Source organism: Coleofasciculus sp. G2-EDA-02 (genome assembly GCF_040226375.1).
GTDB lineage: Bacteria > Cyanobacteriota > Cyanobacteriia > Cyanobacteriales > Coleofasciculaceae > Coleofasciculus.
Genome location: NZ_JAVKEW010000147.1, coordinates 56,665 through 69,307, shown reverse-complemented (window position 1 = coordinate 69,307; position 12,643 = coordinate 56,665). Strand labels below are relative to the sequence as shown.

The following is a 12,643-nucleotide window of genomic DNA, read 5'->3' as shown; positions in this document are numbered from 1 at the left end:
GATTTAATCGTCAAATCTATCCCACCCGATTTAATCGTCAAATCTATCCCACCCGATTTAATCGTCAAATCTATCCCACCCGATTTAATCGTCAAATCTATCCCACCCGATTTAATCGTCAAATCTATCCCACAATTTTAGCTGTGTCAGTCCAGTAGAGTGGGCAGTACCCACCAACCTTAAGTCAGTACCTACAAAGTTGACATACACCCTCAAGTCGGGGCGGGCGCGAGTTACATCTGGGTCAGGTAAGAAACGATAGTGGTGAAACCCGCCCCTACACCCAACTCAAATTTAGTTTACCTTATTTGGGTATTAAATTTTAAACAATTTATAAAAAGTATAAATTTATGACTTTATCGACAGCATGTGAATTATCAAATTCCCTAAGATCAATATCAGGTTTTGTAACTTATGAACGAACAGGGAACAGACGTGACTAAGCTGGGTAACAACCTCACCTCAGCCAAATTTGAGCAAAATCATGAGGCGAGTAAAACTAAAAGGTATTGGGGTTGGCGTCATCTATTTTGGGAAGCACGAACTCGTATTCTTGCCTGGTATGTCCTGCTAATGGTTTGCTTTACGGCTACATCAGTTGGGCTGATCCGTCAAGTTCTATTTGAAGAGGCGCACAAACGAATTGACAGCTCCCTAAACCAAGAAGTGCAGGAGTTTCAGCGATTGTTCCAACAAGGAAAAAACCCCTTAACTGGTCAGCCGTTTGGCAATGATTTGGCGGCTTTATTTGAGGTTTTTCTATCCCGTAATATTCCCAATAACGGAGAATTTATGCTGACCATTATCGATGGTCAATTCTACCAATCTAGTCCGACAGCATTGCCTGACCCGCTGCAACCGGATGCACGGCTACTCAAAGGTTGGACTAAGCTGACTCAACCCGCAAAAGGTTTGGAAGAAACATCAGTCGGTCCGATTCTTTACTATGCCGAACCGGTGGAAATTGGCGGAGAAATTCGGGGACTGTTTATTGTTGCCAATGTCATCGCCTATGAAAAGGAAGAAGTCAATGAAGTCGTTTGGGTGATTGTTAAAGTAACTTTGGTCGTCATGGTTGTTGCGTCCATTGTGGCTTGGATTGCCGCTGGACGGGTGCTAGCCCCCCTACGTTCGGTAACAGAAACGGCGCGTTCAATTAGTGAAACGGATTTGACCCAACGCATTCCTATTCAAGGTACTGGTGAAATTGCGGAATTGACAATCACGCTGAATCAAATGCTGGATCGTCTGCACCGGGCATTTACTAGCCAACGAAACTTTATCAATGATGCGGGTCACGAATTGCGGACACCGATTACGATTATCCGAGGTCATCTGGAATTATGGGATGATGACCCAAAAGCTCAACAGGAAACATTAGAATTAGTCCTCGATGAATTGGATCGGATGAACCGATTTGTTAATGATTTACTCCTGTTGGCGAAAGCAGAATGGCGCGATTTTTTACAGGTTGAAATAATAGATATTAGCTCATTCACTGAGGAACTTTTTGCTAAAGCCAAAGCCTTAGCCGAACGAGACTGGCAACTGGATGCGATCGCGTCAGGTTCAATTGTCGCCGATCGTCAGCGCCTCACTCAAGCAATCATGAATCTGGCTGAAAATGCCACCCAACACACCAAACCGGGAGAGCAAATCGCCTTGGGTTCAGCGATCAATCGCCACTACGCCTGTTTCTGGGTTCGTGATACTGGCGACGGAATTGATCGAGCTAACCAAAAGCGGATTTTTGAGCGATTTGCCCGACTCCCTAATAGCCGTCGTTGTTCTGAAGGCGCGGGTTTAGGATTGTCTATCGTTCAAGCGATCGCCCAAGCGCATCAGGGACAAGTTAAACTCAAAAGCAGACTTGGTGCTGGCGCTCAATTTACAATTGTTATCCCTCTAGAGCCAAGACAGGATATCCTACCCGATGAATCGAATTCTGATTGCTGAAGATGAACCCCGTATTGCCGCATTTATCGAGAAGGGGCTGCGATCTAACGGATTTACCAGCAGCGTCGCTACCGATGCGGGGGAGACGCTGGCGATGGTACTCTCCCACGAATTTGACCTGCTGATCATGGATTTGGGGCTTCCAGGCAAAGATGGTTTACAGATCCTAGAGGAGTTACGGGGTCAAGGAGAACAGATCCCGATTATTATTCTCACCGCCCGTGATGACATCCATGATAAGGTGGCTGGATTAGAGGGAGGGGCTGATGATTACATGACGAAGCCCTTTCAGTTTGCAGAACTCTTAGCCCGGGTGCGCCTGCGGTTGCGTAATAACTATTTGCCCAAAGCCCAAGAGGAGACGGTGCTGACGACAGGTGAAGTTACTTTAGATTTACTGACTCGTCAGGTTCATGTCAAGGGTCAGCTCGTTGAGCTATCCGCGCGAGAATTTACCCTGGCAGAAACCCTGTTACGCCATCGAGGGCAAGTGATGAGTCGAGAGCAGTTACTCAGTCATGTTTGGGGGTATGATTACGATCCGGGTTCCAATATCGTCGATGTCTATATTGGATATCTGCGTAAGAAGTTAGGGAGTGACTTAATTGAAACCGTCAGAGGGATGGGTTATCGCCTCCGCACTTGATCAGACGCTTTACCTGTACAAATTCATCAACAATCCATGTAGAGACGTTCCATGGAACGTCTCTACAGTTTGACAAACATGAAAGATTTCTCATGAAAGTCTCATGTACTCTTAACAAAGCTTAATTAAATTAAAGTTAAGTAAACGTAAAGCACATTTCGTGTAGAAATCCGAGTTTCTAATCCTACGTCCATCAAAGGCTGATTCAACAGCTCACACAAAGCTTGGAGTACAAGGAGAGAACGATGTCAGCACACCAGCCAAGACTCGGAAGTTATTTACACACACAAGGATATTCCCGTATTGAGTCGCCAACCTTAAGGATTCAACCACATCTTCATTTAGAGGAGCGAACCAGTGGTGCGACTGATGCGGCTCATACTGGCTGGTTTTCCCATCTAGCTCCGGCGATTGTCCAACCGAATAGCGCCAGAACTCGGAAATTGCGGGTGGTGTTGTACTCTCATGATACGATGGGTTTGGGTCATAAGCGACGCAACTTATTAATTGCCCAAACCCTTGCCCAGTCTGCTTTACCCACAGACATTCTGCTGATTAGTGGCATGAGTGAGGCAAGTAATCTGCATATCCCTGATGGCGTAGACTATGTAGCGCTTCCGGCTCTGCATAAAGGAACGAATGGAGAGTATCAATCCCGTCGCTTGGATCTCTCGCTTCAGCACATTGTCAATCTCCGCGCTAATATTATCCGGGCTACTGTCGAATCCTTTCAACCGGATGTCTTCATTGTCGATAATGTGCCACGGGGGGCAATTCGAGAATTAGATTTAACCCTAGAGTATTTGCATACTCAAACAGACACCCGTTGTGTTTTAGGTTTACGGGATGTGCTTGATGATCCGATAAAAGTACAGCATGAATGGCAGCAGGCGGCTAATGAAGAAATTATTCGTAAGTATTATGATGCCGTGTGGATTTACGGCGATCCCAGAATCTCGGATCTGGTTGAGGACTGTAAATTTTCCCCAGATATAGCGGCTAAAGTACGGTATACTGGCTGTTTTGACCAGCGCAAACGACTGGAATTTGTCGATAATTCTGATATTGACCTCTTCGGGAGACTAAACCTCCCCCCTGGGCGGCTGGCGCTTTGTCTGGTTGGCGGTGGGCAAGATGGGGATAAGCTGGCGGAAACCTTTGCCCAAGTGACTTTACCCCCAGACACCAATGGGGTGATTTTAACCGGTCCATTTATGCCCCTTTCAGTGCGTCAACACTTACACAAAATGGCGGCGAAACATCCCCGTTTACGAGTGTTGGAGTTTCTGGCTGAACCTACCCAACTGTTAGATCGGGCGGATTGTGTAATTACGATGGGCGGCTACAACACCACTTATGAAGTTCTTTCCTTTGACAAACCCGCGCTAATTGTACCACGAGTCAAACCGCGACAGGAACAGTTAATTCGGGCTAAACGGTTACAGGATTTGGGATTAATTGATATGCTGCATCCCGATGATATCACTCCCACCGCCTTAAGTGAATGGCTATCGCGGACAATCGGAACATCGACACATCGACGCGATCGCATCGATTTCCATGGGCTTGCACGTTTGCCTCACTTCCTCGAATCCGTTGTTGATTCCCCAGTTATTTCCATGGCTAATGCTTCGTAATTCTTGACCAGATTTGTCATTCGTCATTCGTCATTCGTCATTCGTCATTCGTCATTCGTCATTCGTCATTTGTCATTTGTCATTCGTCATTCGTCATTCGTCATTTGTCATTCGTCATTCGTCATTCGTCATTCGTCATTCGTCATTCGTCATTCGTTACTTGTAGGGGCTCTCGCATTTGGGGGGCTATCTGATGATACTTGTCCAAAATATTATACCCAAATGCTTCGCCCAGCTCCGGTGATGTCGTTAATGGATAAAACGGATCAAATCGGGGCAGGTTTAGTTCAGTTAGTGGTTTGAGCCGGAGCGTTATCGGTAAAACCCGCCCCTACATATTCACAATTTACCCTATCCCCCATTAAAATGATGCTTTCCACACAATTAAACCGCATTGGTTATGTCCTCAAGCGTTATCCGCGCTACTCAGAAACATTCGTCGTCAATGAAATTTTAGCCCATGAAGCCGCTGGATTAGAAATAGAAATATTTGCCCTGCGCCCTCCGGCTGAGACTCATTTCCAAAATATTATTTCCCAAGTCCGCGCTCCCGTTTACTATATTCGTAAACCCATCCAAGGGCGAGTTAGCGATTCTCTCAATAGCCTTAACCCAACAGCCGCGAGCTTCTTCTGGGCAGAACTTCAGGAAGCCAGTAAAATTATCCCCAATTTTTGGGCAAAGTTAGAGTTTGCTCAAGGGGAAAAAGCCAGTACCGTTTATCAAGCCGCTTGGTTAGCACGAGAGGTGCGGTTAAAAAACATTCATCATTTACATGCTCACTTTGGTACAGTGGCAACCAGTGTCGCTCGTCTGGCTGCCCACTTTGCCGGAATAACCTACACTTTCACCGCTCATGCTAAGGATATTTTCCATGAAAGTGTCGAACCAGAAGACATGAAAAGGAAGCTGCAAGATGCGGCAAGTGTGATTACTGTTAGTGACTATAATCTCAAATATTTACAACAGACATACAGTACAGCCGCCGCCCATATCCAGCGAATTTATAATGGCTTAAACTTAAACCAATTCGGGTATAAATCTCCCCAAAATCGCCCACCCACAATTCTTTCAGTCAGTCGATTGGTGGAAAAAAAAGGGGTTTCGGTTTTAATTGACGCTTGTGCCATTCTTGTCAATCGCGGCTGTTCGTTTCATTGTCAAATTATTGGATCAGGTTCATTAGAAGCGATTCTGCGAGAGCAAATTCAACGCCTCGGTGTACAATCAACCGTTGAAATTATCGGTTCACGTCCTCAAAATGAAGTCTTTGAGTATATCCAAAATGCGGCTGTATTTGCTGCACCTTATATTATTGGCAGTGATGGAAATCGTGAGGGTTTACCGACGGTTTTACTGGAAGCGATGGCACTGGGTACGCCCTGTGTGGCGACTGATGTAACGGGAATTCCAGAAGTTGTGCGTAATGAAGATACGGGATTGATGGTGGATCAACATGATCCTCAGGTGTTGGCAAATGCTCTGGAACGCTTACTGATTAATCCCAGTTTACGGGTGAAACTGGCAACTAAAGCGCGGCAATTGATTGAGTCAGAGTTTGATATTTATCGGAATACTGCGGCTTTACGCACTATTTTTCATCAAGTCGTTAATCAAGAGAAGTTAAATTATTCTCCGGTAGTTTCTAATCATGTCTCGCACCAGTCTCACCAACAAGATAATGTCAGTTTTGCACAAAATGTATAAGTAGAATTAGGTTGGGTTGAGCGATAGCGAAACCCAACAGGATATCTTGTCATTAGTCAAATAACCCTTTTATTCCAGACTTGGAACGGGGCGGGTTTAGTGACATCAGGGTTAAGAATAAAGTTAAGTAGTGAAACCCGCCCCTACAGACTCATTTATCAATGGATAATTAATAATTGATAATTGACAATTGATTAATTGGGTCTAAGATCTCTTCGTTTACGAAGAAATTAAAAAAGATTTTCATTAATTTCAATCCTCTTATTTTAAGGAGAGGTCATTATCCATTGTTCATTATCCATTGTCAATTTGTGAATTTATTCCTGATACAGGGCGGGTTTAGGGATATTAGGGTCAAGAATAAAGTTAAGTAGTGAAACCCGCCCCTACAATTTCGTTTATCGTTTGTTGAGGATATAAATTATGCGAATCGCTTACATTTGTGCTGATCCAGGTATTCCGGTTTTTGGTCAAAAAGGTTGCTCGATTCATGTTCAAGAGGTGATTCGCGCTTGGCTAAAACTAGGGATGCAGGTTGAGTTATTTGCCACCCGAATCGGTGGTGAGCCGCCACCAGGTTTAGAAACTATTATTGTTCATCGTTTACCCTCTATTCCCAAAGGTGAAATAGCTGCCCGTGAACAAGCTGCCCTATCTGCTAATATTAATCTACGTCTAACACTGGAAAAAAACGGTGTTTTTGACTTAGTTTATGAGCGTTACTCTCTGTGGAGTTTTGCCGGGATGGAATATGCCCAATCTAAAGGAATACCAGGACTTTTAGAAGTCAATGCTCCCTTGATTCAAGAACAGGCAAAACATCGAGGATTAGTCAATCATGCTAATGCTGAAAAAGTAGCGCAGCGCGTATTTAGTACGGCGAGTGCAATTATTGCCGTTTCTGAAGAAATTAAGACTTATATAGAAGCCTATCCCGGCGTAAATCAACGAGTGCATGTGATTGCCAATGGGGTTAACCCAGAGCGTTTTTTCCGTGATATTAAATCGCCATTATCAATTCAGCAGGAAACATTCACCGTGGGATTTGTTGGCACACTCAAGCCTTGGCATGGATTATCAATTTTAGTCGAAGCCTTTGACACCCTGCATAAAAAGTATAGGAATACGCGACTACTAATTGTTGGGGATGGACCCGAACGGGAGAATTTAGTTACAGAATTATCAGCACACGGATTATTAGATGCGACTCATTTTACCGGAGCCGTTACCCCTGATAAAATTCCGGAACTTCTGGCAAAAATGACCGTTGCAGTTGCCCCTTATCCGCACCAATCTGACTTTTATTTTTCACCCTTAAAAGTATATGAATATATGGCAGCCGGATTACCCGTGGTGGCGAGTGGTATTGGACAATTAAGAGAATTAATTGAAGATGAAATGAATGGTTTATTATGTCCTCCAGGCGACGCCGTAGCCTTAGCCGCAACTTTGGAGCGCCTCTACCATAATCCGGCATTAGGCAAACAGCTAGGAAAAGCCGCCAGACAGACGATACAGCACCATCATACCTGGGATGCGATCGCGAAACGTCTATTAGAAATCGCGGGTATGACAGAGGGAGCAGATACATTCGTAGGGGCGAAGCATTTGCGCCCAGATGTTTCGGTTTTATGCCAAGATACCAACGCAAATGCTTCGCCCAATCCCCATGGTGGAGCAGATTGGGAATAACAAATGACGAATGACAAATGACGAATGACGAATGACAAATGAAAAAAAAATCTATCCCTAGTTTTTGGCGAATATTACATCGCTTCGCCCCCTATCTTCAGAAACAAAATTTACTCTTAATCACAGCGGTATTGGCTCTATTCGCTGAGGTAGTGTTGAGATTACTTGAACCTTGGCCCCTGAAATTTGTTTTTGACTATATTTTAATCAATACTCCTGATGCAAATATTAGTATTCTAAATCGTTTTGATCCAGTAACATTGCTAACCCTCTCTGCTTTAGGGGTAATCGCCATCACCGCACTGCGAGCAATGGCATCTTACTGGAGTACCGTGAGTTTAGCCCTAGCAAGTAGCCATATTTTAACTGAAATTCGCGAACAACTGTATCGCCATCTTCAGTGCCTATCTCTTTCCTACCATACTAAAGCCAGAAGTGGTGATTTATTAGTGCGAATCAGCACCGATACAACCCGATTACAAGAAATTGTCCTAACCGCCGTCATGCCCCTTATCGTCAGTATTCTGACACTATTGGGTATGATTGGGATCATGGTTTGGATCGATCGCGATCTAACATTATTAGCATTAATTACCTTACCATTCTTTTGGTTCGCCGCCACCCGTCTGAGTGAGCGAATTCAGCAAGCCTCACGTCAGCAGCGTCAGCGTGAGGGGGCTGTCGCCGCCACTCTAGCCGAGTCGATTAGTGCGATTAAACTGGTACAAGCCCTTTCCCTCCAAGACGCCTTCGCCAACGTCTTCTCCCAAGCCAATCATCGCAGTCTCAAGGAAAGTGTAAAAACCCAACGCTTATCCGCTAGCCTAGAACGTACTGTGGATGTAATCATTGCCATTGGTACAGCCATTGTCTTGTGGTACGGAGCCAGATTAGCATTAAGAGATAATCTCACCCCTGGGGATGTTTTAGTCTTCTTAACCTATCTCAAACAAGCCTTTAAACCCATACAAAACTTTGCCAAATATACCGGGCGACTATCAAAAGCGGTAGCCTCTGGGGAGCGTGTTTTAGACATTTTAGATGAAACACCAGAGATTAGCGATTCCCCATTTGCCATTGTCGCGCCTCCATTTCAAGGATATGTCAGATTTGATTGCGTCAGCTTTGCCTATCAAGCCGATAATCCCTTACTCAAAGCCATTGAATTAGACGTAAAACCGGGACAACAAATAGCACTCGTGGGCACCTCCGGGAGTGGTAAATCGACACTTCTCAGCCTACTTTTGCGTTTGTATGATCCCAGCGAAGGGCGAGTCATGATTGATGAACGAGATATTCGTGACTATACCCTCAAATCATTGCGAACTCAAATTAGTGTCGTCATGCAAGACAGTTTACTCTTTGCCGCCACCGTTTGGGAAAACATCGCTTATGGAGTACCCAATGCTACCCACGCCGAGATTGAAGCAGCAGTGCGTCTTGCCAATGCTCATGAATTTGTCGAAGCGCTTCCCCAAGGCTACGACACCATCTTAGGCGAGCGAGGCTCCACCCTCTCCGGGGGACAACGTCAACGTTTAGCCATAGCCAGAGCCGCCATTCGCAAAGCCCCCATTCTCATCCTCGATGAACCCACCACAGGTTTAGACAAACATAACGAAAAAGCCGTCATTACCGCCCTAGAAAGCGTAGCCAAAAACCGCACCACCTTCCTCATCACCCATGACTTAACCCTCGCCGCTCGTGCTGATTTAATTCTCTACCTAGAAAACGGACAAATCCTCGAACAAGGAACCCACTCCCAACTCATGCAACTCAATAGAAAATATACCAGCTTATATCAGATGCAATCTCCAGCCTACAGAGAAAACAAAAAGCAAGAAATAGGCGCCGCTGAATAAATGTTGGGAAGATAGAAAGATGGGGAAACAAAGAAATAATAACAATGGAGACAGAACTCCTCTCATGTCCCCTTATTCCTCCAATTCCTCCAACCTTCATCCCAATCCCTCTGCGCCCCTCTGCGCTTACCTCTGCGCCCCTCTGCGTTAAAAAAACATCATTCCGACGCCACCCATTTAAATCTAAAAGCATCAATCCCATGACCATTCCAGTAATCGATCCATTCAACATCACCACCGATCCAAACCTGTCATTCCTTACCGCAGCCCTTAACCCAATAACCGTCCAGCAAGAACTCACCAAAAACCTACCACAACCCCTTCAAAAAAGCAACCTTTGTGCCATTAAAGTCATTCGCCACAAACCCCGGCGTCGTTGTCTAATAGAATATAACCTAAAAAATCCTAATCATTCCACCATTCCCATCACCCTTCTGGGTAAAGTACGGGCAAAAGGCACCGATTTTAAAAGCTATCAACTCAACCAAGCCCTTTGGCATAGAGGATTTATAGACAATAGTAACGATGGCATTAGTATACCCGAACCCATCGGAGTAATTCCCAACTTTCAGATGTGGCTTCAGCGCAAAGTCCCCGGAGTAATTGCCACAAACTTACTTCCCCAAGCCAATGGAATTCGCTTAGCTAAACGCATTGCTGAAGCCATCAATAAATTACATCAAGCCAAAATACCGCCCCAGCGCCGCCACACCATAGCCGATGAACTGCGAATTTTGCACGAACGTCTCCCCCTAGTCGCTCAACTCAAACCCCAGTGGGAAAGCCGTTTAGAGCAAATTTTAGTTGGGTGCGATCGCGTGGCGGCGATGACCCCAGAACCGCAAGTTTTAGGGATTCATCGCGACTTTTATCCTGACCAAATTATTGTTGATAATACTCGCCTTTATTTACTGGATCTGGATTTATATTGTCAAGGCAATCCTGGCTTAGATATTGGTAATTTTATTGGACATATCACCGAGCAAAGTTTGCGGACGTTGGGGAATCCAGAGGCATTAAGGGATCGAGAAAATGCTTTAACCGAGAGATTTATTCAGATTGCAGGTGAAGCCCTTATTCCTGCCATCCAGTCTTATACAACCTTAACCTTAGTTCGACATATTTACATCAGCACACAGTTTACGGAACGGTGTCAATTTACCGAAACAATATTAGAACTGTGCGAACAACGTCTGGCGAAACATTTTAATTTTTCCCGAATGTAGGGGCAGTTTTTATAGATAGTATTAACCAATCAACCCACTCTAGCTAAGTTTTAAATGGAAGATGATTGTAAAACGTTTATCTCAAAAACTAGGGCTTGTGATGTCTGTTTTAGTTTGTCCTATGATGGGAACAAATACCACTCTAGCCAAGGAGTTTCTACCAACAGATATTAATCACAATAGTTCCATCATAGAAGAACCCACTAATCCGGGGATGAACGCCATTACACCTGTGTCTCAGCTATCCGATGTCAGTGCGGAGGATTGGGCATTTCAGGCATTGCGATCGCTCATTGATCGCTATGGTTGTGTCACCGGATACCCCAATAACACCTATCGAGGGAATCAAACTCTGACTCGCTATGAATTTGCCGCTGGATTAAAGGCTTGTCTGGATCACATTTATCAACAAAATGTCAACAGTACAACAAACTCAGTTTCCGCAAATGATCTAGAAACCCTGCAACGGTTACAACAGGATTTTGCTGTCGAATTAAGCACACTTACAGAACGGTTATACCGCCTAGAAACTAGCACAACTCAATTAGAATCTCGGCAATTTTCTAGCACCACCGAATTAGAAGGAGAAGTTATTTTTGCGATCAGTGGAGTTCAGGGTACAGAAAGAGCCGATGGAAGTTGTGAAACCATTGACGACAATCTTACATTTGGCAATCGAGTTCGCCTCACATTAGAAACGAGTTTTACCGGAAAAGATAGACTAAAAATTCGTATACAAGGTCGTTCTATTCCAGAATTTGAAGCCGCCACAGGCACACAAATGGCAAATTTAGGATTTGATGGAAACGATGACAATGAAGTCGAAATTGATGAATTAGAGTACCGATTTTTAGTCACTCCCCAAACCCAAGTGAGTTTGGGTACAGTAGGGATTGGGTTAGGCGATTTAATCCCCACCGTCAATCCTCTATTTAGCGGGAGTGGAGATGGTTCCATTTCTACCTTTGGACGAGAAAATCCCATCCGCCGTCAAGGAGAAGGGGCAGGAATTGGCATTTCTCAGAACTTGGGTGAGTCTGTTAATCTAGCCTTGGGGTATGTTGCGATCGATGCCAATGAAGCTGATAATGGGATTTTGGGCAATGATACTTATGCTGCGATCGCGCAATTAACTTGGCAACCTAATGACATCGCGTCTTTAAGTTTCACTTATGCCCGTTCCTCGAATAGTTTTAATACAGGAACAGGTAGCGAATTAACCAGTGATCCGTTTAATCGCGATGCTGAAGACGTAATAGCTAATTCTTTCGCGGCTGAAGCCTCTATACGAGTCAATCCAGAATTTATTTTAGGCGGACGAATTGGTTTAATTCAAGCCCAGGCTAAGGACTTACCGGATCAACCCAATGCTAATATTTTAACCTGGGCAATGGTGTTAGCTTTGCCGGATTTTGGCAAAGAAGATAGTTTGGCAGGTATTATAATTGGTCAACCGCCGAAGATTCTTGATAATGAACTGGGTAAGGATTTTGAGGATCGGGATACAGCTTTACATCTAGAAGCATTTTACCGTTTTCCCCTTAATGACGATATCGCGATTACTCCAGGAGTTTTTGTGATTACTAATCCAGAACACAATGATGATAATGATGCGATTTATGTTGGCACTATCCGAGTTACATTGACGTTTTAATGTTGATTTAATCTGAGGTGATGTTATTAGCAAACCTGATTAACCTTAACCTTAACCTGTAGTGGCGTAACCCACGACGTTACCGTTTCTTTCTGAGTGAACTAACGATGAGGATTCCTGGAACCAATTAATCTTTTACCCATAACGATAGTTCAGCGACTCGCCCCTACAGAATGCCTAACACATAAAACAGGTTCCCCCAAAAAAATCTCATTCGGGCTTGACTTTCCCCCTGTTATTTGGTACTTTTATATCATGGGAAA

The 12,643-nt window shown here is 44.4% G+C and carries 8 protein-coding genes; all 8 read left to right on the top strand.

Features of this window, described 5'->3' with window-relative positions; all coding sequences use genetic code 11:
* The first annotated feature begins 414 nt into the window (after window positions 1–414).
* Complete coding sequence (locus tag RLO19_RS17635; RefSeq protein WP_446358456.1) at window positions 415–1,956, top strand: sensor histidine kinase; 1,542 nt, start codon at window positions 415–417, stop codon at window positions 1,954–1,956.
* Window positions 1,934–2,602: a response regulator transcription factor gene (locus tag RLO19_RS17630; protein WP_446358454.1), complete on the top strand. Its 669-nt coding sequence runs from the start codon at window positions 1,934–1,936 to the stop codon at window positions 2,600–2,602. The genes RLO19_RS17635 and RLO19_RS17630 overlap by 23 nt, the downstream gene beginning before the upstream one ends.
* 245 nt (window positions 2,603–2,847) lie before the next feature.
* Window positions 2,848–4,239, top strand: a complete 1,392-nt coding sequence (locus RLO19_RS17625; RefSeq protein WP_446358452.1) for a glycosyltransferase family protein — start codon at window positions 2,848–2,850, stop codon at window positions 4,237–4,239.
* A 369-nt stretch (window positions 4,240–4,608) separates the two neighbouring features.
* Entirely contained in the window at window positions 4,609–5,946 is a 1,338-nt protein-coding gene (locus RLO19_RS17620; RefSeq protein ID WP_446358460.1) for a glycosyltransferase, read from the top strand.
* Window positions 5,947–6,369: 423 nt separating this feature from the next.
* Complete coding sequence (locus tag RLO19_RS17615; protein ID WP_446358450.1) at window positions 6,370–7,638, top strand: glycosyltransferase family 4 protein; 1,269 nt, start codon at window positions 6,370–6,372, stop codon at window positions 7,636–7,638.
* A gap of 38 nt (window positions 7,639–7,676) precedes the next feature.
* Window positions 7,677–9,500: an ABC transporter ATP-binding protein gene (locus RLO19_RS17610; RefSeq protein WP_446358448.1), complete on the top strand. Its 1,824-nt coding sequence runs from the start codon at window positions 7,677–7,679 to the stop codon at window positions 9,498–9,500.
* Between the two features lie 200 nt (window positions 9,501–9,700).
* A complete protein-coding gene (locus RLO19_RS17605; protein WP_446358446.1) occupies window positions 9,701–10,726 on the top strand; it encodes a phosphotransferase in 1,026 nt (341 codons plus the stop codon).
* Window positions 10,727–10,787: 61 nt separating this feature from the next.
* Window positions 10,788–12,380, top strand: coding sequence for an iron uptake porin (locus RLO19_RS17600; RefSeq protein WP_446358444.1), 1,593 nt, complete (start codon window positions 10,788–10,790; stop codon window positions 12,378–12,380).
* Window positions 12,381–12,643 lie beyond the last annotated feature (263 nt).

Excerpts from the sequence above, each read along its gene's own strand:
- RLO19_RS17605 (WP_446358446.1), top strand. The coding sequence starts at position 9,701 with ATGACCATTCCAGTAATCGATCCATTCAACATCACCACCGATCCAAAC.
- RLO19_RS17600 (WP_446358444.1), top strand. The coding sequence starts at position 10,788 with ATGATTGTAAAACGTTTATCTCAAAAACTAGGGCTTGTGATGTCTGTT.
- RLO19_RS17615 (WP_446358450.1), top strand. The coding sequence starts at position 6,370 with ATGCGAATCGCTTACATTTGTGCTGATCCAGGTATTCCGGTTTTTGGT.
- RLO19_RS17625 (WP_446358452.1), top strand. The coding sequence starts at position 2,848 with ATGTCAGCACACCAGCCAAGACTCGGAAGTTATTTACACACACAAGGA.
- RLO19_RS17620 (WP_446358460.1), top strand. The coding sequence starts at position 4,609 with ATGCTTTCCACACAATTAAACCGCATTGGTTATGTCCTCAAGCGTTAT.
- RLO19_RS17635 (WP_446358456.1), top strand. The coding sequence starts at position 415 with ATGAACGAACAGGGAACAGACGTGACTAAGCTGGGTAACAACCTCACC.
- RLO19_RS17630 (WP_446358454.1), top strand. The coding sequence starts at position 1,934 with ATGAATCGAATTCTGATTGCTGAAGATGAACCCCGTATTGCCGCATTT.
- RLO19_RS17610 (WP_446358448.1), top strand. The coding sequence starts at position 7,677 with ATGAAAAAAAAATCTATCCCTAGTTTTTGGCGAATATTACATCGCTTC.